At 68.7% G+C, this 21,173-nt stretch carries 18 protein-coding genes; 4 read left to right on the top strand and 14 right to left on the bottom strand.

Features of this window, described 5'->3' with window-relative positions; all coding sequences use genetic code 11:
- Positions 1-44: 44 nt before the first annotated feature.
- From RIC31_RS04210 to RIC31_RS04200, 3 genes are all read right to left on the bottom strand, one after another.
- Entirely contained in the window at positions 45-2,489 is a 2,445-nt protein-coding gene (locus tag RIC31_RS04210; RefSeq protein ID WP_350103355.1) for a DUF4062 domain-containing protein, read from the bottom strand.
- Positions 2,490-2,700: 211 nt separating this feature from the next.
- The gene (locus tag RIC31_RS04205) at positions 2,701-3,057 is read right to left on the bottom strand and encodes a site-specific integrase (protein ID WP_350103354.1); all 357 of its coding nucleotides are present in this window, start codon (positions 3,055-3,057) and stop codon (positions 2,701-2,703) included.
- 123 nt (positions 3,058-3,180) lie between these two features.
- Complete coding sequence (locus tag RIC31_RS04200) at positions 3,181-4,269, bottom strand: TauD/TfdA family dioxygenase (RefSeq protein WP_350103353.1); 1,089 nt, start codon at positions 4,267-4,269, stop codon at positions 3,181-3,183.
- A 141-nt stretch (positions 4,270-4,410) separates the two neighbouring features.
- Between RIC31_RS04200 and RIC31_RS04195 the strand changes: the two genes are divergently transcribed.
- Entirely contained in the window at positions 4,411-5,181 is a 771-nt protein-coding gene (locus RIC31_RS04195) for a gamma-glutamyl-gamma-aminobutyrate hydrolase family protein (RefSeq protein ID WP_350103352.1), read from the top strand.
- Positions 5,182-5,214: 33 nt separating this feature from the next.
- On the opposite strand, the gene RIC31_RS04190 is transcribed toward RIC31_RS04195, so the two are convergent.
- From RIC31_RS04190 to RIC31_RS04180, 3 genes are all read right to left on the bottom strand, one after another.
- On the bottom strand, positions 5,215-6,465 hold the full coding sequence (locus RIC31_RS04190; RefSeq protein ID WP_350103351.1) for an MFS transporter: 1,251 nt from the start codon (positions 6,463-6,465) through the stop codon (positions 5,215-5,217).
- Positions 6,466-6,549: 84 nt separating this feature from the next.
- Positions 6,550-7,680: a peptidoglycan DD-metalloendopeptidase family protein gene (locus RIC31_RS04185; RefSeq protein ID WP_350103350.1), complete on the bottom strand. Its 1,131-nt coding sequence runs from the start codon at positions 7,678-7,680 to the stop codon at positions 6,550-6,552.
- 78 nt (positions 7,681-7,758) lie between these two features.
- Positions 7,759-9,369: a thiamine pyrophosphate-binding protein gene (locus tag RIC31_RS04180; protein ID WP_350103349.1), complete on the bottom strand. Its 1,611-nt coding sequence runs from the start codon at positions 9,367-9,369 to the stop codon at positions 7,759-7,761.
- A 94-nt stretch (positions 9,370-9,463) separates the two neighbouring features.
- Here RIC31_RS04180 and tcuA point away from each other — a divergent pair, with 94 nt between their 5' ends.
- Both tcuA and RIC31_RS04170 read left to right on the top strand, forming a co-directional pair.
- Positions 9,464-10,966, top strand: a complete 1,503-nt coding sequence (gene tcuA / locus RIC31_RS04175) for an FAD-dependent tricarballylate dehydrogenase TcuA (RefSeq protein ID WP_350103348.1) — start codon at positions 9,464-9,466, stop codon at positions 10,964-10,966.
- A gap of 55 nt (positions 10,967-11,021) precedes the next feature.
- Positions 11,022-11,726, top strand: coding sequence for a GntR family transcriptional regulator (locus RIC31_RS04170; RefSeq protein ID WP_350103347.1), 705 nt, complete (start codon positions 11,022-11,024; stop codon positions 11,724-11,726).
- Positions 11,727-11,924: 198 nt separating this feature from the next.
- Here the strand turns inward: RIC31_RS04170 and atpF are convergent, their stop codons facing one another.
- The 8 genes from atpF to RIC31_RS04130 form a co-directional block, all read right to left on the bottom strand.
- Complete coding sequence (atpF, locus tag RIC31_RS04165; RefSeq protein WP_350103346.1) at positions 11,925-12,407, bottom strand: F0F1 ATP synthase subunit B; 483 nt, start codon at positions 12,405-12,407, stop codon at positions 11,925-11,927.
- Positions 12,407-13,000, bottom strand: a complete 594-nt coding sequence (locus tag RIC31_RS04160; protein ID WP_350103345.1) for a F0F1 ATP synthase subunit B family protein — start codon at positions 12,998-13,000, stop codon at positions 12,407-12,409. Before RIC31_RS04160 ends, atpF begins: the two co-directional genes overlap by 1 nt.
- A gap of 54 nt (positions 13,001-13,054) precedes the next feature.
- The gene (locus RIC31_RS04155; protein WP_350085499.1) at positions 13,055-13,279 is read right to left on the bottom strand and encodes an ATP synthase subunit C family protein; all 225 of its coding nucleotides are present in this window, start codon (positions 13,277-13,279) and stop codon (positions 13,055-13,057) included.
- A gap of 55 nt (positions 13,280-13,334) precedes the next feature.
- Positions 13,335-14,060 (bottom strand): F0F1 ATP synthase subunit A, encoded by a 726-nt coding sequence (locus RIC31_RS04150; protein ID WP_350103344.1) that lies wholly within the window; start codon positions 14,058-14,060, stop codon positions 13,335-13,337.
- A gap of 3 nt (positions 14,061-14,063) precedes the next feature.
- A complete protein-coding gene (locus tag RIC31_RS04145) occupies positions 14,064-14,441 on the bottom strand; it encodes an AtpZ/AtpI family protein (RefSeq protein ID WP_350103343.1) in 378 nt (125 codons plus the stop codon).
- Positions 14,442-14,835: 394 nt separating this feature from the next.
- Entirely contained in the window at positions 14,836-18,306 is a 3,471-nt protein-coding gene (gene smc / locus RIC31_RS04140; RefSeq protein WP_350103342.1) for a chromosome segregation protein SMC, read from the bottom strand.
- A 27-nt stretch (positions 18,307-18,333) separates the two neighbouring features.
- Complete coding sequence (locus tag RIC31_RS04135) at positions 18,334-18,945, bottom strand: DsbA family protein (RefSeq protein ID WP_350103341.1); 612 nt, start codon at positions 18,943-18,945, stop codon at positions 18,334-18,336.
- Positions 18,946-19,040: 95 nt separating this feature from the next.
- The gene (locus tag RIC31_RS04130; protein ID WP_350103340.1) at positions 19,041-19,658 is read right to left on the bottom strand and encodes a DUF721 domain-containing protein; all 618 of its coding nucleotides are present in this window, start codon (positions 19,656-19,658) and stop codon (positions 19,041-19,043) included.
- 61 nt (positions 19,659-19,719) lie between these two features.
- Here RIC31_RS04130 and mutY point away from each other — a divergent pair, with 61 nt between their 5' ends.
- The gene (gene mutY, locus RIC31_RS04125) at positions 19,720-20,808 is read left to right on the top strand and encodes an A/G-specific adenine glycosylase (protein ID WP_350103339.1); all 1,089 of its coding nucleotides are present in this window, start codon (positions 19,720-19,722) and stop codon (positions 20,806-20,808) included.
- Positions 20,809-21,173: the final 365 nt, after the last annotated feature.

The following is a 21,173-nucleotide window of genomic DNA, read 5'->3' as shown; positions in this document are numbered from 1 at the left end:
CACACGTGTACCGCATCTAAGACTATTTAATACGCGCAACTAAACTACATCGACCTCAATTCCCTCGAAGCAATCGATCTCCCAATACTACGCCGCAGAGATATACCTGCATCCAACCAAAATACCACATTATAGAAATATCGATTCCCCGATTCGCTATATTTCTGCATCATTAATCCCAATCTCTCTTTCGGAAAACCCGCAATCATTTTTATCGCAACAGATCTTCGTTTGCGTTCATTCTCACCCAGCAACCAAGCTAACAATTGTGAATCCGAAAACGCAGAAAAACTTTTGTTGCTTAAGTTTCGGAGAATTGCACTCCAGAGATCGGTCGTAATATCAAGTGCTAACGTATCGCCTGTCCGACCAGAACTCAATTTGAGAATGATTTTTGCAATCCAGTCATACTTAATTTCCTCCCATTCTGCGGACAATAGACCTCGACCAAACGATTTCGGCTTAGCGCTGAGCTTTATAATTCTTTCAACATCATTCCAATCACCATGCCGACCCAAGAAGTCCACAATCTCACTATTGTACTTAATCTCTCCCATATCCAACTTTTCACGAATGAGATTCAATTCCCCCCTCGTGCCGCGACGGCACAAAATTTCAATTCCATCCTGCATCATCCCATCCCTAAGATATTTTTGTACTTTTTCATCCAGGGCGTAGGGTTTATCTACAGTTCTTGCAAGCCTTTCCTTTAGAAAATCCTCGAAATTGCCTTCGACCGCACGAACCAATTCACTCTTCGAACGACGAAAATACTGATCAAAAATCGCAAACGTCGCGTCTCTTTCATATACCCCTTCAATGGTCTGGCGCGCCTGAAGGTCCTCAAATGATTGTTCGCAAAGAAATTCATGTTTGTACTCCTCAAACTCCCTCTCCCCGACCCAATCTCGTGCTTCAGAAAAAAGGCCAGCTAAGCCCACCGACTGCGTAGGACGAACAATTATCTTTTTGGCATCATTCAGCGAAAAATCCTTCGTATTCTGCCTAATTATAGTAGCCGCTATCGCTCGAACGCGCGGAGCCTGGCAGTCGGACAACGTTCTCGCGTCGTCGATCCCAATCGCACGTCTCTTTAAGAGTTCTGTAACAATTAATATAAGTGTATTATCATAACGAATATTAAGACATTTTAACAACACTGTTGTCTCTATGGTATTCATTCTTTCTTTTATAAGGTTAACAACATCACCTGATGGGGCCGCGTCTTCGCGGTCAGCAATAAATATAAGTGCGTCCGTCAAACTATTTCTCGCCAAAAACTCGATCTTAGCCGTTACCGCACCTTTGGAAATCGTTGCTTCCGAGCTATCGATCTCTGATTCGATAAAGGTCAGATCATCTAGCGACCCAAGTCGACCTAAAAAATTCAACGCAGAAAGCTTCACCCCGCTGTCGTTGTCGGGTTCGAACCACCAATTCCTCAAAGCCTCTCGACTAGAATATGCTAGATTACTTCGCAAATCGGCATTCAATAGTATGAGGGCTTTAAACGCATTTGATTTTTGTCCATTGCTACCAATCACCGTACGCAATGCAAGGGTACCGATGAGGTCCCGACTTCCTTGCGAAGCCGCCCACAACCAGAATGGCACATTCTCGAACTCAAAACCTGAAAGACCCGCCTCCAGTAAGCATCTGCGCTCTTCGAACCCAAGTTCCGTATGCCGCAACTCCCGGTAAACCAAGTTGGCATCATGCACGCCCAGCGTCGCATCGTCATTTCCTGAACGCTTCAATGAGCAACCAATCAGTCGGAACCGCGCAGCCTCAGACGTAGTATAATTCTTATCTTCGTGCGTGGCTGGACGTGCTGCGAGCTCACTTATGAACATACGAGCCGGAGAAGAAAACAGGCTCTCTGCATCCGTAGCACGAGCCGGGCCTCGATCTTCTTCATTAGATACTTCCTTAACTTGCTCAAAATCCCTATTCTCGGTGTCGGATTCAATCTGCTGCGAAAGAAAATGTGCAATAATTGCCCTGAATCTTGTTTCAAACTCCCTCAGATCACTAAATGTTTGGTACGCTCCTCGAAATTCTTCGGTGAATTTTTTCTTAAATTCCAAAACCTTTGATAATTGCGGACCTACATCACGCAAATCATCTTGATTTATATTTTTGAATAGCAGTGAAATTTTTGGATTTCCTGTTTTGTCAAGTCGCTCTTGAGATCGCGTATACTCCTCCTCAAACCCAGATGTGGATTGACCTTCTGGGTCCGGTGGAGTGCCCCAGCGCTTCCAAAGTAAGCCTACAAAGTAGCCACATTGATCAAGATCTCTATTTATGATCGCCTGAGCGCGTCCATGTTGCGCTACCGTATCTTCCCATCCAACTAACTCAAAATGGTATCCCAATAGATTCGCATGATTTACATTCTCTTCATCAATTATTCGCGAAGCAGATTTTCGTTCATCTACCAAATCGCCTGGCGAAGCCAAGAATACCTTAATTATATTTCGTTGCACTACGTGACCTCAGGCTTCTACTGCGCGTGTTCCACAGTGTATCTCAAGGGTGGAGGGACAGTCCATCATTAGGAGACGGCACGCGGAGAACTTCTTCGACAGTGCCCTAAAGCAGATCGACAACCTCACGCACCTGATTCGCGTTCACGTCAATATACCGCTGCGTGGTTGAGATATGGCTGAGTCCCGCCAATTCAGCCAGCACGCGTACTCAGACGCCCTTGCTCGTCAGGCAAGTGATGTACGTCCTGCGCCCGTTGTGGGTGCTGGCCTCCCGCAGCCTGCAAGCCAGATAGTTATTGATGAAGAGTTGGCGGATCGTGTTGGCAGAGAAGTGCTCGCTCTCTTGGTTGGCGAGGAGCGGGCGCGTTGCGTCCTCCAGCCGGATCGCTGCCACGTAGTTCGCAAGGGCACGCAGTCGACGGGCGTTTAGGTGCACCGTTCGGGTCTTGCGGTCCTTCTTCTGCGAGATTTGTAGCAGGAGCTGATCGCGCACAGCGCCGTCGTCGCCGATCCTCAGCGCTTCAATCTCTTTTTCAGGATGCCCAGCCAAGATACTGGCTGACATGATCGTTTTGTCCCGCTCTGGATGACGTCGGGTGCTGCAGGGGCGTAGACTCGCCGGATCGAGGACTAAGGCTGGACATCAGACCCCACGCCCGATCGAAGCTCCCAACTCCCGCCCCCCCCTTCACGCAATCTCCGTCGACATCCCCAGCGCCGCCGCCTGCCTTACCTCGAACGCCCGCCGGGTCTCGTCGTAGCACTGCCCCCGGAAGCCGCCGCGCACGGTGCCGGGCTCGACGGCGCGGAAATACACCCGCCAGCTCTCCGGCAGGCGCACCGAGTCCGGTGGCGCCAGCCACAGGCGGTGCAGCAGGCGGCGGCGCCCGGGCTCCGCGAAGTCCTCGAAGGCGGTGCGCGAGTGCAGTGCCACGTGGTTGTTCATGATCTGCATGTCGCCGGGCTCCAGCCATAGGGCGAACATCAGCCCGGGGCGCCGCAGGATCTCGTCCAGCAGGTCGGCGGCCTCGCGCTGCTTGTCGGTCAGCGCCGGCACGCCCGCCAGCTCCTGCGCCGTGCGCACCCGGTTGCGGTTCCACTTGCAGAACAGCCGGCCGTCGGCGACGTCGAACAGCGGCTGCGGGTAGAACGGCGCCTCGTCCGGCGCCTCCTCGCCGTTGCGGCTGAAGTGGAAGGGCTGCAGCGCCACCTCGGCCAGGTCCGGGCGCTCGGCCGCCAGCACCTCCCAGGCGGTCACGCTGCTGGTCGCCATGCTCTGGCCGCCGGCCCGGGCCTTGTTGTAGCAGGCGAGGGTGACGAGGTCGCAGGTGTCGGCGTGGAAGTCGAGCTTGGCGTTCGAGTTGTAGCCGCGCCCGCCGGCCGAGCGGTAGTCCATGCCGGCGGCCCGCACGTCGGACAGGTAGTGGGTCGCCTTGCCCTGCGGCCGGGCGACCCCGAGCTGCAGGCCGATCGCCCAGCTCAGCAGCCGGAACTCGCCCTCGCCCAGGTCGTCGCGCGGCAGCCCGCGCACCAGCGCGACGCCGCGCCCGAACTGCGCCTCGCGGGCGGCGGCGGCGACGGTCGCGAGCCCGGGCCCGAGGTCGAACTCCTCGCGGCGGTAGTCGAGCAGGTCGCGCTCGGGGTCCCAGGCCGCCCTGACGGCGGCCGCGAGCTGACGGCGGTCGCGGTCGCCGAGGGCGAACACCCAGCCGCGGTCGCGCTCCAGATCCTCGGCCCGCCACGCGGCCGCCCTGTCGTAATCCCGCGGGAACTGCAACGCCCGGTCCCTTCGGCCGTCGTTTACCTCACGGCAATAGTCCCCGTGCGACTGTAGGCTTGCAAGGGGCGGCCCGGCTTCGTCACTCTTGCAGGCGCCCGCCGATTCGGGCGCCTCGTCGGGGACTACGAAGGGAACACCATGTCGCGACCGGTCATCGGCATCCTGTGCAACCGCTATCTCTCCGAGCAGCTGCGGGAGACCCAGCTGACCGGCCGCCGCAACATCGACGCCGTCGCCGTCGCGGCCGACTGCACGCCGGTGCTGATCCCGGCGCTGCCCGACGCCGTCCCGGTCGGCGACCTGCTGGAGGCGCTGGACGGGGTGGTGCTGACCGGCGGCCGCGCCAACGTGCACCCGCGGCACTACGGCGAGGAGCTGACCGACCGGCACGGCGAGATGGACGACGAGCGCGACGGGGTGGCGCTGCCGCTGGTGCGGGCCTGCATCGACGGCGGCGTGCCGATCTTCGGGATCTGCCGTGGCATCCAGGAGATGAACGTGGCGCTCGGCGGCAGCCTGTGCCCGGAGGTCGGCGACTTGCCGGGCCGGCACCGCCACCGCATGCCGAAGGGCTGCCGGGATCCGCAGATCATCTTCGAGCTGCGCGAGCGCATCCGCCTGCTGCCCGGCGGCGTGCTGGCCGGCATGCTGGGGACCGAGTCGATCGTCACCAACTCGCTGCACGGCCAGGCGGTCATGGAGCCGGGCCCGCGGGTGGTGGTGGAGGGCTGGGCCGCCGACGACACCATCGAGGCGATCTCGGTGGCCGGTGCGAAGACCTTCGCGGTCGGCGTGCAGTGGCATGCCGAGTATGACGCCGCGACCGACCCGGTGAACCGCGTCCTCTACGCCCGCTTCGGCGACGCCGCCCGGGCCTACCGCAAGCGCCGGCGGGCCGTGGCGGCCTGACCGAGCGCAGGCCGCGCGGTCCAAGGTTTCGGCCTACGGCTTCGGCGCGCGCACCAGCAGCGCCACCGCGGCGCCGGACAGCGCCAGCGCGGTGAACAGCTCGAGCGACAGCACGTAGTCGCCGGTCCAGTCGCGCAGCGCGCCGGACAGCACCGGGCCGATCGCCTGGGCGGTCACCTGGATCGACAGCGCGACGCCGCGGATCGCGCCGTAGCTGCGGCGCCCGAAGCAGTCGGCCCAGGCCACCGGCAGCGCCACCACCAGCCCGCCGATGCCGAGGCCGTACAGCGCGCCGCCGGCATAGGCCTGGGGCGCGCCGTGCACGCCCAGCAGCACCACGGTCCCCGCCCCCATCAGCAGGGCGATCAGCGACAGGGTGGCGCGCATGCCGAGCCGCCGGGCGCCCATGCCGAACACCAGGCTGCCGACCGCCGAGCCGGCCGAGAAGGTGCTGACCACGGTGGCGGCGACCGTCGGGTCGAGGCCGCGCTCGATCAGGTAGGGCGCCTGGTGCAGGCTGACCCCGGCCTGCACCGGGTAGACCAGGAAGGTGAACAGCGACAGCAGCCAGAAGGTCGGGGTGCGCAGCGCCGCCGCCCGGGTGAAGGCCGGCTCGGGTGCGGCGGGACCGGACGCGGCGGGTCCGGCCGGGCGGTCCGGATCCAGCCCGATATCCTCGGGCCGCCGCACCATCAGCAGCCAGTTCGGCACGAAGCCGATCACCAGCACCGTCGCGCCGACCGCCAGCCAGCCGTTGCGCCAGTCGCCGGACAGGATCGCCGCGTGGGCGATCAGCGGCATCGCCACCAGCCCGAGCATCTGGGCCAGGGTGGCGATCGACGCCGCCTGGGCCCGCCGCGCCACGAACCAGTTGTTCACCGCCCCGTAGATGCCGATGTCGTAGGGCCCGGCGAAGTTCATGCGGGCCACGCAGAACAGCAGGTAGAAGGCCAGCAGCGACTGCACGGTCGACAGCAGGGTGACCGCCACCCCGGTCACCAGCACGGCGGCCGCCAGGATCACCTTCGCACCATGCCGGTCGAGCTGCGGGCCGATCAGCGGCGACGCGAAGGCCGCCAGGATGCCGCCGAGCGACACCGCGCCGGAGATCGCCGTGCGCGACCAGCCGAACTCGCCGGTCATCGGCTCGACGAACACCGACAGCGTCGCCACCGCCGGCCCCTGGCGCGAGAACCCGGCGCAGCACACGCCGGCCAGCACGATCCAGCCGTAGTAGAACGGCAGGCGTTCGGAGAGGAAGGTCGGGAGCCGGTTTCCGCCCATGGTGGCTGCAGGATAGAGCGATTCGCGCCCGGCGCCGCCCCGGCTTGGCGGGCGCCCCGGAACGGCACCGGTGCCGGAGCGCCGCTAAGCGAGCAGGAACCAGTCGGTCGAGAGGCTGCTGGCGGCGACGCCGAGAAGCACCGCGCTGCTGCCGTCGGCGAACGTGCCGACCGTGCCGCCGTCGAGATCGGTCAGCCCGGACAGCGCCGCTTCGGTCGCCACCCGGTCGCCGCCGGCACCGTCGAAGTCGGTGATGGTGTCGGCCCCGGCGACGTGGAAGCTGTCGGCGTCGAGGCCGCCCACCATGACGTCGGCGCCGAGGTTGCCGAACAGGGTGTCGGCGCCGGCGCCGCCGTCGATCCAGTCGTCGCCCTGGCCGCCATACAGCCGGTCGGCGCCGTCGCCGCCGGACAGCGTGTCGGCGCCGAGATTGCCGTACAGCACGTCGTCGTCCGCCCCGGCATAGACGGTGTCCGCATCCTGCCCGCCATAGAGCGTGTCGGCCCCGGCGTTGCCGAACAGCAGGTCGCCGTCCTGGTTGCCGTACAGCAGGTCGGCGCCGCCGGCACCGGACAGGGTGTCGGCCCCGTGGAAACCGGTGACGGAGTCGCTGCCGACATTCGCGCTGATCGCGTCGGCTGCGTCGGTCCCGGTCACGGCGCCCATGTAGCGGTGGGCCAGGATGAAGTCGGTCGGATCCACCCAGGGCAGGTCGACCGGCCCGGGCTCGTAGCCGGCCTGCAGGCCGAGGTCGCCGTCGAGGCGGATCTCGAAATGGTCGTGGATGAGGCCACCGGACTGGCCGGTCACGCCCATTATCCCGAACTGCTGTCCGGCGGTCAGCGTGTCGCCGGCCCGAACGAGGGTACCGTCCGCATAACTGGCCGTTCGGGTCAGATGCAGGTGGACCGTGGTGATGCCGGACGTCTCGTAGCCTTCGTAGACGACCGAATAGGGCAACTGGTGGCTGATGACGATGTAGTTGCCGTGCGAGTTGTTCCCGCCGACCTCCAGCACCGTCCCGTGGGCGGGCGAGACCAGCGGCAGGTTGGGGTTGGCGCCGCCTTCCTGGGCCCAGTCCTCGGCGCGGTGGTGGCGGTTCCCGAAGTGGCCGTTCGGCACGTCGAAGTGCTGCGAGATGTAGAAGCCGTCGCCGTCGTATTCGGGCGTGTACACGCCGTCGCCGAAGGGGTGCTTGAAGCCATTGGCAATCACCGGACGCCCTCCCACTGCAACGGATGGGCGAAACGGTATCCTCGCGAATGTTGCAGCCGCAAGCGCCGGGGCGTCGGCTCAGAACTGTGCGGCGTACTGTGCCGGGTCGATGCGGGCGGCGATCACGGTCGGCCGGTCGGTCGGCCGGTCGGCGGCGAGCGCCCGGTCCAGGCCGGCGCTGCTGTCGACGCCATGGGCGTGGCAGCCCATGGATTCCGCCGCCCTGGCCACGTCGATCGGCATCAGCCGGGTGCCCTCGGCCGGGTACTGCCGGCGCATCTGCTTGAGCTCGATGCGATTCAGCGAGTCGTCGCAGAACACCACGACCAGCGGCGCCACCTCGAGCTCGGTGCCGAGGCTGAGCTCGCTCTGCACCATGGCGAGGCCGCCGTCGCCGCTGAAGCACACGCAGGGCCGCTCCGGCTCGACCAGGGCGGCGGTGATCGCGGCCGGCAGGGCGTAGCCCATGGAACTGAGGCCGTTGGTCATCAGCACGCCGCCCGGCAGGGTGGTGCGCCAGCCCTGGCCGACCAGCAGCTTGTGCGAGCCGACGTCGGCGGTCGCCCGGGTGTTCGCCGGCAGGGCGGCCCGCACCTGGTCGATCACGTCGGTCGGGTTCAGGGCGCCGGCGACCCGGCCCTCGTAGTAGGCCTTCGACAGGGTCTCGCGGTGGGCGGCGACCTCGGCCTCGCGCCAGCGCGCCTCGCCCTGCCAGCCGTCGGCCAGGGCCGCCAGGATCGCCGCCACGTCGCCGACCACCTCGACCTCGGCCGGATAGACCTGGTCGATGTTCGCCATGCCGTCGATGTGGATGACCGGCGCCTTCGGGGTCCAGTTCTTGATCAGCTCGACCGCGTCGAAGCCGGCGCACAGGATCAGGTCGGCGCCCTTCAGGAAGTCCCACACCACGTCGTTGCAGGCCATGTCGAGGACCGAGGCGAAATACGGGTGGTCCTCCGGCATCAGGCCCTTGGCCATCGGCGAGACGATGACCGGCACGCCGGCCGCCTCGGCCAGCCGCACCAGCGGCGCGGTCGCGCCGGCGCGCAGCGCGCCGATGCCGGCGACGATGATCGGGCGGCGGGCGGCCGCGAGCCGCTTCAGCGGGTCGGCGACCACGCCGGGCGCGGCGAACACCTGGGTGGCGACGCCGACGGGGCGCATCGGCGGCAGCATGATAGTGTCGTCGCCGGCCTCGGCGCCGACCACGTCGGCCGGGGTCGTCAGGTGCACCGGGCCGGGCCGCTCGGCGGTGGCGGTCCGGAAGGCGCGACGCAACGTCGCACCCGCCGCGCTGGCGCGCAGCTCGGCGGTCCATTTCGAGATCGGGCCGAACATCTGGGCGTGGTTCAGCACCTGGTGGGTGAACACCGCCTCGCGCCGGGTCTCGATCTGCCCGGAGATGGCGACCAGGGGGACCCGGTCGAGCAGGGCGGTGGCGACCGCGTTGGTCATGTTGGACGAGCCCGGGCCGAGGGTCGAAAGCGCCACGCCGGGCCGGCCGGTGACCTGGGCGTAGGCCAGCGCCATCAGCCCGGCGGTGCCCTCGCGGCGGCCCAGCACGAACCGGATGCCGGCCTTCCGCATCGCCTCGATCACCTCGACGCTGGGATCGCCCGGATAGCCGAAGACGTGGCCGATGCCGGCGGCACCGAGATAGCCCGCGATCACCTCGCTGACCGTCGCCATGCGTATCCTCCAGGATTGTATACAAGGGTGTACAACGTTGGCAGCTTGACCTAATTTGCTGCCGTACCCAAGCGCGAAGAGACGGAGCGGACAAATGGCGGAATGGGACGTCGTGGTGGTCGGTGCCGGCAACGCCGCCCTGTGCGCGGCGCTTGCGGCGCGCGAGAGCGGCGCCAGTGTCCTGGTGCTGGAACGCGCGCCCGAGGACGAGGGCGGCGGCAACACCCGGTTCACCGCCGGCGCGATCCGGACGGTCTACAACGGGGTCGACGACCTGCGCGCGCTGATGCCCGACCTGACCGACGAAGAGGTCTCGATCACCGACTTCGGGACCTACACCAGCGACCAGTTCTTCGACGACATGTTCCGGGTCACCCAGTTCCGGACCAACCCGGACATGGCGGAGGCCCTGGTCACCCGGTCCTACGACACGCTGATGTGGATGCGCGGCAAGGGCATCCGGTTCCAGCCGATCTGGGGCCGCCAGGCCTTCAAGGTCGACGGCCGCTTCAAGTTCTGGGGCGGGCTGACGGTCGAGTCCTGGGGCGGCGGGCCGGGGCTGGTCGAGGGGCTCTGGACCGCGGCCCGGCGCGAGGGCATCGAGGTGCGGTTCTCGGCGCGGGTGCTCGAGCTGATCTACGACGACGTCGCGGTGACCGGCGTGCGGGTCAAGACGCCGACCGGGGTCGAGACCGTCAGGGCGAAGGCGGTGGTCCTGGCGGCCGGCGGCTTCCAGGCCAACCCGGAGTGGCGCACCCGCTATCTCGGGGCCGGCTGGGAACTCGCCAAGGTGCGCGGCAGCCGCTTCAACACCGGCGACGGCATCCGCATGGCGCTGGCGATCGGGGCGGCACCCTACGGCAACTGGTCGGGCTGCCACGCGGTCGGCTGGGACTACAACGCGCCGGAGTTCGGCGACCTCACGGTCGGCGACAACTTCCAGAAGCACTCCTACCCGTTCGGCATCATGATCAACGCCGACGGCAGGCGGTTCGTCGACGAGGGCGCCGACTTCCGCAACTACACCTACGCGAAATACGGCCGGGTGATCCTGAACCAGCCCAACCAGTTCGCCTGGCAGGTGTTCGACCAGAAGGTCACCCACCTGCTGCGCGACGAGTACCGGATCCGCCGGGTCACCAAGGTCACCGCCGACACCCTCGAGGACCTGGTGACCAAGCTCGAGGGCGTGAACCCGCAGGCGGCGCTGGCCGAGCTGAAGGCCTGGAACGGCGCGGTCATGGCCGACGTCCCGTTCAACCCGAACGTCAAGGACGGCCGCGGCACGCGCGGCCTCGGGGTGCCGAAGTCGAACTGGGCCAACACCCTCGACACGCCTCCCTACGAGGCCTATCAGGTCACCTGCGGGGTGACCTTCACCTTCGGCGGGTTGCGCATCGACGGCAGCGGCCAGGTGCTGGATGTGGACCTGGCGCCGATTCCCGGGCTGTACGCGGCCGGGGAACTGGTCGGCGGCCTGTTCTACTTCAACTACCCCGGCGGTACCGGGCTGTGCGCCGGGGCGGTTTTCGGCAAGATTGCCGGAACCGGGGCCGGCGAGGCGGCGACGGGCCGGGCGGCCCAGGCCGCGCGGTGACGGCCCCGAAGGCCGGCGGTCGCAGTCCGCCGGCCAAGGCAGGGGGCAGGAATCGATGGCGCGCACGAACGACGACGGCGGCGATACCCAGGAGTCCCGGGGCGAGATCGCCTATGCCCGGCTGAAGGAATCGATCCAGGCCGGCGAACTGAAGCCCGGGCAGCGGATCCGCGAGATCGAGATGGCGGACCGCCTGAAGATGAGCCGGACGCCGGTGCGCGAGGCGTTGCGGCGGCTCGAGGCCGACGGCCTGCTGACCTTCGCGCCGTACCGCGGCATGGTGATCGCCGAGCTCGACCACCAGGCGGTGATGGAGCTGTACCAGATGCGCGAGGTGCTGGAGGGCACGGCCGCCGGGCTGGCGGCCCGGCACGCCTCCGAGGCCGAGATCTCGGTGCTGCGCGACATCATGTCCAACGACCCCGGCGAGGACGGCGACCCGCAGCGGCTGGCCACCCATAACCGGCAGTTCCACGGCGCGCTGTATCGGGCCGCCCACAACCGCTACCTGCTGAAGACCCTGAACGTGCTGCGCGACGCCATGGCGCTGCTCGGCATGACCACGCTGTCGCTGACCGGCCGCTCGGATACCGCCCGCGAGGAGCACGCCGCCATCGTGCACGCGGTCGAGGCCCGCGACGCCGCCGCCGCCGAAGCCGCGGCCCGCGCGCATATCCGCTCGGCCCAGCGCGCCCGCATCCGCATCATGTTCGGGGACGAGGCGGCGAGCGGCGGCGGGCCGGGCGGCGAGGGCGCGTAGTCGCGCCCGTCGCTGCGTGGGTTCCGGCTCGATCGCGCCGAGGGCGGCGCGTCCGTCCGGAATGACGTCTTGAAAATTGGCCGTCATTCCGGACCGGGCCGCCGCAGGCGGGACGGAGCCGGAACCCACCCACCGCCCCGAAACGAAACGGCCCGGCTTGGGGCCGGGCCGTGTCGGAACGGGTTCGGAAAGGCCGATCTACTGCAGGCGGGTCGGGATCTCCGAGACCGCGTCGTCGATCAGCCGGCCGCGCACCTTGTCGTCGATATTGGCCTCGATCAGCTGCCGGGTGGCGGCAACCGCCAGGTCGACCATCTGCTCGCGGACGTCCTGCAGGGCCTTGGTCTCGGCCGCCGCGATCTTCTCGACCGCCAGCTGCTCGCGCCGGGCCAGCGAGGCCTCCAGCTTGCTGCCGGCCTCCTCGCGCATGCGCTTCGCCTCTTCGCGGGCATGCGCCAGGATCGCCTCGGCCTCCTTCAGCGCGTCGCGCTGCAGGCGCTGGTAGTTCGCCTTGGCGGCCTGGGCCTCCTCGCGGAGGTTCTGGGCCTCCTCGAGGCGGCGCCGGATCTCCTCGGCGCGGGCATCCAGCGAGGCGGTCGCCTTCTGCCACACCATCTTGGCGATCAGGGCGACGAACAGGACGAAGGAGACGGCAACCCAGAATGTCGGATCGGTGAACATCAGGAGCCTCCTCCGGCCGCCGCTTCGACCGCCTTGTCGACCGCCGCCGCCGACGGCTCGACGCCGATCAGCTTGGCGGTGGCCGCCGCCGCGGTCTCGCTGGCGACGGTCCGCAGGCTCTCGAGCGCCTCGGCCCGCTGCTTGGCGATCCGGGTCTCGGCGGTCTTGGTCTTGCGCCCGATCTTCTTCGCCGCCTCGGCCTCTGCCTCGGCATGCTCGCCGGCCAGTGCGTCGGCGGTCTCGCGGAACAGCTCCTGGGCCTTGCCGCGGGCATCGGCCAGGGCCTTCTCGTATTCCGCCTGGACCGTCGCCGCCTCCGAGCGCAGCCGTTCGGCCGTCTCGATGTCGTCGGCGATGCGTTCCTGGCGTTCCTCGAGCACCTCGGCGATCCGCGGCAGCGCCACCTTCGACATGATCACGTAGAGGACCACGAAGCTGACGATCAGCCAGAAGATCTGCGTCGGGTAGGTATGGACGTCGAGCTGCGGCAGGCCGCCGGCCGAGTCGCCGGCGGCGAGTGCCGACGTCGCGGCAAGACCGCTCAAGACGGCCGAGCCGAGCGCGGTGCCGCGTAGCCACGCGTTGCGCATCATGCCTTCATCCTCCTGATGAGAGCGAGCCGCACCGGCGGACCGGTGCCGCCCGGATCAGGTGAACAGGATGAGGAACGCGATCAGCAGCGCGAACAGCGCGACGGCTTCCGTCAGCGCGAAGCCCAGAATGCCGATGCCGAACACCTCGTTGCGGGCCGCCGGGTTGCGGGCGATCGAGGCGATCAGGGTCGAGAAGATGTTGCCGATGCCGACGCCCACACCCATCAGGGCGATAACGGCGATGCCGGCTCCGATCATCTTGGCGGATGCGAGGTCCATGATATGCGTCCTTCCGTTTAGCGAAGAGGGTAGACGAGAGGGTGCGACGCCCGGCTCAGTGGTGCAGGTGCAGCGCGTCGCGGAGATAGATGCAGGTCAGGATCGTGAACACGTAGGCCTGCAGAACGGCGACCAGGATCTCGAACCCGGTCAGCGCGATCAGCACCAGCATCGGCGCGACGCCGAACACGCCGAGCGCCACCACGAAGCCGCCGAACACCTTCATCATGGTGTGGCCGGCCATCATGTTCGCGAACAGTCGGACCGACAGGCTGATCGGACGCGAGAGATACGACAGGATCTCGATCGGGATCAGCAGCGGCGCCATGTAGATCGGTGCGCCCGACGGGAAGAAGAAGGTCAGGAAGTGCACGCCGTGACGGATGACCGCGACCAGCGTCACCCCGATGAACACGGTGATCGCCATCGCGAAGGTCACGATGATCTGGCTGGTGAAGGTGTAGCTGTACGGCACCATGCCGAGCAGGTTGCCGAGCAGGATGAACATGAAGAGCGCGAAGATGAACGGGAAGAACGGCCGGCCGTCGGAGCCGACCTGCTCGCGCACCATGTTGGCTATGAACTCGTAGGACAGTTCCGCCATCGACTGCCAGCGATTCGGCACCAGGTGCCGTCCGCGCATCGACTGGGTGAGGAACACGCCGGCCGCCACCACGGCGAGCGCCATGAACAGCGCCGAGTTGGTGAAGGAGAGATCCAGGCCCCCGATCTCGATCGGGACCAGCGGCTTCAGCTTGAACTGTTCGACTGGAGACGCCACGCGCTACCCCTCTCGCTCCGACCCGCCCCGGCGCTTCTGCTCCGCGTCGTCCCCGGGCTTGCGGTAACCGACCGCCAGCCCCTGGCCCGTCGCGGCGCGGAAGACATTCATCATGCCCCCCGCGGCGCCGAGAAAGAAAAACACGATCATCAGCCAGGGACCGGTCCCCAGCCAGCGATCCAGCGCATACCCGATTCCGACCCCGACCGCGACCCCCGCGACCAGTTCGATCCCGACCCGGAAGGCCAGACCCATCGCCGAACCCGGCAGGTTCGGCGACAGCATCTCCGAACGCCGCACCCGATCTTCCTCGGAGCCACGCGCCTTCTTCAGGCGCGCATCGAGGTCGTCGAGCGATGGCGGGGAGTCTCGGTCCTGCATCCCCGGTCCAGGAACCGTCGGTGATCCGCGGCCCGTAATCGGTTACGCCACCGGGCGGATCCATGCTTTCGACATGCACCCGCCCGTGCTCCGCCGGCGCCCCGGCGAAAGCGGCGCAACCATACGCACGGCCCTATGGGGTGTCAAGGCTGTGTGCGGCGGTGCGGTGTATTGTCAAGTCATTGATAACAATAAGAAAATCTGGTTATAATGTTGACTGCGCCAGAGCGGTCGGTGGTTTCCGGAGCCGGGCGCTTCCGCGTCCCCTCCGGAATGACGAAAGTTGGAAGGCGGTGCCTCGCCCATTCGTCGTCATCCCGGAGGGCCCCGGACCTGATCCGGGGCGGCTCCGGGACCCACGACGCGACGTGTGGAAGGCGGCGACGGGCCACCCTCAGCTGGCGTCGCGCAGCCGCTCGGCGCGGGCGAGGTCGACCGAGACCAGCTGGCTGACGCCGCGCTCGGCCATGGTCACGCCGAACAGCCGGTCCATGCGGGCCATGGTCATGCGGTGGTGGGTGATGATCAGGAACCGGGTCCCTGTCTCCTTCACGATGTCCTGCAGCAGCGAGCAGAACCGGTCGACGTTGGTGTCGTCGAGCGGGGCGTCGACCTCGTCGAGCACGCAGATCGGCGACGGGTTGGTCAGGAACACCGCGAACACCAGGGCGACCGCGGTCAGCGCCTGCTCGCCGCCGGAGAACAGCGACAGGTGCTGCATCTTCTTGCCCGGCGGGCTGGCCATGATCTCCAGGCCGGCGTCCAGCGGGTCGTCGGCCTCGGTCAGCTTGAGATGCGCCTCGCCGCCGCCGAACAGCCGGCCGAACAGGGTCTGGAAATGCCGGTCGACCCGGTTGAACGCCTCCAGCAGCCGTTCGCGACCCTCGCGGTTCAGCGCGGCAATGGCGGCGCGCAGGCGCTGGATGGCGCCGGACAGGTCGTCGCGCTCGTTCTCCATGCCCTGGATCTGCTGGTCGAGTTCCTCGAGCTCGGTCTCGGCGCGCAAGTTGACCGGGCCGATCGATTCGCGCTCGCGGACCAGCCGGTCGAGCTTGGCCTGGGTCGGCTCGGCCTCGGGCAGCGGCTCGTCCGGGTCGATGCCGGCGGTCTCCAGGATCTTGTCGGGGGTGCATTCCAGGCGCTCGGCGATGCGCTCGCGCTCGACCCGCAGGGCCTGGTTGATCTGGTCGAGCGCCGCTTCCGCCCGGATCCGGCCCTCGCGGGCCTCGCCGGCGACCCGTTCGGCGTCGCGCGCCGCCCGGTCGAGCTCGGACTGCCGGCTCTCGGCGGCGACCAGCTGGTCGGCGGCCCGTCGACGGCGGCCCTCGGACTCCTCGATCTTGCCGGTCAGCGCGGTGCGCTGGGCCCGCAGTTCCTCCGGTCGCGCCTGCAGCCGGTCGATCTCGCCCTGCTCGGCGTCGCGCCGGCTGTCGAGCTCGCCGACCCGGGTCTCGGCGCGGGTCCGCCGGTCGGACCAGGAGCCGATCTCCTGCAGCACCTGGGCGAGCCGGCTGCGGCGGGCCGCGCTCTCGCGGACCAGCCGGTCGTGTTCGGTCCGCGCCTCCACCAGCGCCGCCCGGCGCTCGGCCAGGGTGGCACGGAAGCCCTGGGACTCGCGCCGCAGCGCGTCGACGTCCGGCAGTTCGGCCAGCCCGGTCTCGGCGGTCTGCCGCTGGGTCGCCGCCTCCGCGCGCTCCTCGGCGAGCCGGGCGGCGCCGTCGTCGAGCGCCGACAGTTTGGTCTCGACCGCCGACACCCGGGCCTCGAGCTCGGCCGACCGCGAGCGCGCCGCCGAGCGCGCCGTGGAGGCGTCCGACAGCCGGGTGCGGGCCGTTTCGACCGCCTCGTCGGCGGCCGCCAGCCGGGCTTCGGACTCCGACACCGCACTGCGCGCGGCCGCCCGCTCGCCGGCCTTACCGGCCAGCGCGGCGTCCAGCTCGGCCAGCCGGTTGCGGCGCTCCAGCCGGATCGCCGCCGCCGACGGCGCCCCGGGGGTCACCGCGTAGCCGTCCCAGCGCCACACGCCGCCGGCCCGGGTGACGATCCGCGCGCCGGCCGGCAGCGCCGCCTGCGCGGCCCGGGCGGCGGCCGGATCGGCGGCGATGCCGACCCGGGCGAGCCGGCGGGACAGGGCCGCCGGGGCCTTGACCTTCGGCGCCAACGGCTCGACCCCCTGCGGCCAGCCGGCCTCGTCGGGGCCGCCGGGCAACGCCCGCCAGCCGGTCGCGGTGTCGGCGGCGGCGTCGGCCAGGGCCGGCGATTCCAGGTCGTCGCCGAGGGCGGCGCCGAGGGCCGTCTCCCAGCCCGATTCCACGGTCACGCCGTCGACGATCGGTGCGCTCTCGTCCTGCTTCTGGACCAGCAGGCGGCGCAGGCCGTCGGCCTCGGCCTCCAGGGCGGCGACCGCCGAGTCGACGGCGCGCAGGGCGTCGCGCGCGGCCTGGTCGGTGGCCTTGGCGGCCTCGCGGGCGTCGCGTGCCGCCGGCACCGCGGCCTCGGCCGCCGCGACCGCGGCCTCGGCGGTCTCGACCGCCCGGTCGGCCGCCTCGCGGTCGGCCGCCGGTACCGCCTGACCGGCCAGCGCGGCGCGCCGCTCGGCCATCTCGGCCTGCTGGCGGTCGAGCCGGGCGATCCGGTCGACCGCCTGGCGGATCGTGCGCTCCAGGGCGGCCCGGCGGGCGTCGGCCACGGCGATCGCCTCGGTCGCCTTGTGCACGGCCTCCTCGGCCTCCTCGGCGGACCGGTTGATCCGGGTCAGGGCCGCCTGGCTGGCTTCCTGGGCCTCGGCCTCGCCCTCGCCGGCGGCGGTCAGGGCGTCGCGCTCCTCGACCAGCCGGGCCAGGGTGGCGGCGGCCTCCTCCAGCAGCGCCTTCTCGCGGCCGGCGTCGTCGGCGACCTGCCGCAGCCGGGTCTCGGCCTCGCTGCGGGCGGTGGCGATCCGGCGCTCCTCGGCGTCGAGCTCGCCGCGCGCCAGGGTTAGCCGCTGCAGCTCGGCCGACGCCGCCGCCTCGTTCTGGCGCAGCTCGGGCAGGGCGGCGGCCGCCTCGGCCTGGGCGGCCGACGCCTTGGCGGCGGCCTCGGCGGCCAGCGCCACCCGGTCCCCGGCCTGGGCGAGCGCCCGCCCGGCGGTCTCGCGCTCGGCCATGGTGGCGGCCCAGCGGCGGTGCAGGACGATCGATTCGGCGCGCCGGATCTGCTCGCTCAGCGCCCGGTAGCGTTGCGCCTGCTTGGCCTGCCGGCGCAGCGCGTGGCGCTGGCCCTCGAGCGCCTTCATGACGTCTTCCAGCCGCTCCAGGTTCTGGTCGGCGGCCCGCAGGCGAAGCTCGGCCTCGTGGCGGCGGGTGTGCAGGCCTCGGATGTTGGCGGCCTCCTCCAGCAGCAGCCGGCGGTCGCTCGGCTTGGCCTGGACGATCGAGCCGATCTTGCCCTGGCTCACCAGGCCGGCCGAGCGGGCGCCGGTGGCGGCGTCGGCGAACAGCAGCTGGACGTCGCGGGCCCGCACCTCGCGGCCGTTCACCCGGTAGTGCGAGCCGCGCTCGCGCTCGATCCGGCGGATGATCTCGAGCTCTTCCGACTCGTTGAACTGGGCGGGGGCGCGGCGGTCCTCGTTGGCCACCACCAGCGAGACCTCGGCCATGTTGCGCTTCGGCCGCGAGGTGGTGCCGCCGAAGATCACGTCCTCCATGCCGTCGCCGCGCATCTGCTTGGCCGACGTCTCGCCCATCACCCAGCGCAGCGCCTCGACCAGGTTCGACTTGCCGCAGCCGTTCGGCCCGACGACCCCGGTGAGGCCCGGCTCGATCACCACTTCGGTCGGGTCGACGAAGGACTTGAACCCGGCGAGGCGCAGCTTGGTGAAATGCAAGGGCGTCGGTCTCCTGTGCGCGCCCGATCAGCCGAGCTGGTCGTCGATCGCCTTCGCGAAGGTCTCGAACGGCTGGGCGCCGACGATCTTCTCCTTGCCGACGACGAAGGTCGGGGTCGATCCGACGTCGTGGTCCTGCTGGCCGCCGAGGCGGATCTTCAGGATGCCGTCGAGCAGCGGCTCGCTGCTCATGCAGGCGTCGGCGGTCTCGCCGCTGATGCCGGCCAGGCGGCCGATCTGCTTGATCGCGGCGATCGGGTCGGTGGCGCGGCTCCACTTGGACTGCTGCTTGAACAGCATGTCCATCAGCGGGAAATACCGGTTCTCCGGTGCGCAGCGTGCCATCGCCGCGGCCCTGAGCGCGTACTGGTCGAGCGGGAAGTCGCGCATCTCCAGCCGCAGCTTGCCGGTGTCGATATAGACCTCGCGGATCTTCGGCAGGATCTCGGTGTGGAAGGTCGCGCAATGCGGACAGGTGAGCGAGGAGTACTCGATCATGGTCAGCTTGGCGTCCGGGCTGCCCTCGATGCGCGGCGCCAGTGCCGCGTCGAGATCCGGCTCGGCGGCGGACGCCAGCCGCGGCACCACAGCCGCGGCGCCCAGAGCGACAATTCCAAGATTTAGTGTTCTACGGTCCATTCGTCGATCCTCGACACCAGATGTTGATGACCATACGCCGAAGCCGGCGGCTCGGGCAAGCTGTCCATTCGAACGCGTATAAAGGCGAATTCCGTCTATTTTTCGGCACTCTTCGAGGCGGCCTTGGCGGCCGCCTGCACCGCCTCCCCGAGCGCGGCCAGCCGGCGGCGCAGGTCGGGGTCGGCCACCGGCGCCACCTGCTCGGCGATTCCGGCCCGCTCCGCCACGGTCAGCGCCGCCATCGCCCGCAGCCGCGGCTTCGGCCGGGCCGGCAGCGGGCCTTGCCGCATGGCGACCCGGGCGACCGCGGCCCAGCCGAAATGCGCGTTCACCCGCTCGATCAGCTGCGGCATCGCGTGCTGGATCTCCAGCGCCCGGGCGGGGGCCGCCAGCAGCCGCAGGGTGGCGCCGTCGCGGCGGCCGCGCGGGAACGACAGCGACTCGGGCAGGCAGGCCGACGCCAGGTCGGCGCCGGCGATCAGCGGCCAGTCGCGCACGATCCGGCCCTCGACGAAGCCGCGCTTGCGCAGCAGCGGGTCGGTCAGCCGCGGCGTCACCCCGGCGAGCGCGCGCAGGCCGGCGCGCCGCGTGTCGGAGGCCGCCGCCAGGGCCGGACGCGCCGCTCCTGGGGCCGCTCCTGGGGCCGCCCCTGGGGTCGCCCCTGCTGCCGCCCGTGGGGCCGCGCCGGTGTCGTCTGCCTGATCGTCGCTCATCGCCCGCTGCGTCACCGCTGGTGCTGGCCCGCCATCGAGCCCGGGCCTATCTTGCCATCCCATGGACGCCGCCGCACCTCACGTCGTCGAAACCGCCGCCGCCGATCTCGCCGACCGGTTGCTGGCCTGGTACGACCGCCACCGCCGCCGCATGCCCTGGCGCGCCCTGCCGGGCGAGACCGCCGACCCGTACCGGGTATGGCTGAGCGAGGTGATGCTGCAGCAGACCACGGTGGCGACGGTCGGCCCGTATTTCCGGCGCTTCGTCGAGCGCTGGCCGACCGTCCGCGATCTCGCCGCCGCCCGGTCCGAGGAGGTGATGTCGGCCTGGGCCGGGCTCGGCTACTACGCCCGGGCCCGCAACCTGCATGCCTGCGCCAAGGCGGTGGCGGGCGACCACGGCGGGGCGTTCCCGGATACCGAGGACGGGCTGCGGGCGCTGCCCGGGGTCGGCGCCTATACCGCCGCCGCGGTCGCCGCCATCGCCTTCGACCGCCGGGCGACGGTGGTCGACGGCAATGTCGAGCGGGTCATGGCCCGGCTGTTCGCGGTCGAGCAGCCGCTGCCGGCCTCGAAGGCGCTGCTGAAGGAACTGGCGGCGTCCCTGACGCCGGAGGCGCGGCCGGGCGACTACGCCCAGGCGGTCATGGACCTGGGCGCCACGGTCTGCACCCCGCGCAAGCCGGCCTGCCTGTCCTGCCCGTGGTCCGGGGCCTGCCGCGGCCGGGTCGCCGGGATCGCCGAGGACCTGCCGCGCAAGTCGCCGAAGGCCGACCGCCCGGCCCGCCGCGGCACCGCCTTCGTGGTGCTGACCCGTGCCGACGAACTGCTGCTGCGGCTGCGCCCGGCCCGCGGCATGCTCGGCGGCATGCACGAGGTGCCGGCGACGCCCTGGGACAGCAAGACCGGCTGGCGGGCCGACCCGGACGATCACGCGCCGGTCGAGGGCGTGGTCTGGATCGCGCTGCCCGGCGTGGTGCGCCACGGCTTCACCCACTACGACCTGGAGCTGGAGGTGCTGGCGGTGCGGCTGCGCGACCGGCCGGCGGTGCCGGGCGGCCAGTGGTGGCCGCTCGACCGGCTCGACGACGCGGCGCTGCCGACCCTGATGGCCAAGGTGGTGCGGCACGCGCTGGGGCATCTGGGGTAGCGGCCTGCGCCCTTCCATCGTCGTCATTCCGGAACCCACCCGGCGCCGGTCGCTCCGTGGGTTCCGGCTCGGACGCGCCGAGGGCGGCGCGTCCGTCCGGAATGACGGATGGAAAATCGGGGCCTCAATGCCGGAAGCGCTGCCCGGCACGGTGTGCCGCGCCCGTCCATCTTCCTTCGTCATTCCGGAGCGAACCGCCGCAGGCGGGGCGCATCCGGAATGACGAGGAAAAGCGGAGGCCTCAGTGCCGGAAGTGCCGCATGCCGGTCAGCACCATGGCCAGGCCCTTCTCGTCGGCGGCGGCGATCACCTCGTCGTCGCGCATCGAGCCGCCGGGCTGGATCACCGCGGTGGCGCCGGCCTCG

The sequence above is a fragment of the Thalassobaculum sp. genome, from assembly GCF_040219615.1.
Lineage (GTDB): Bacteria > Pseudomonadota > Alphaproteobacteria > Thalassobaculales > Thalassobaculaceae > Thalassobaculum_A.
The sequence above is the reverse complement of the archived record's forward strand: the minus strand, read 5'-3'. Positions and strand labels throughout refer to the sequence as shown.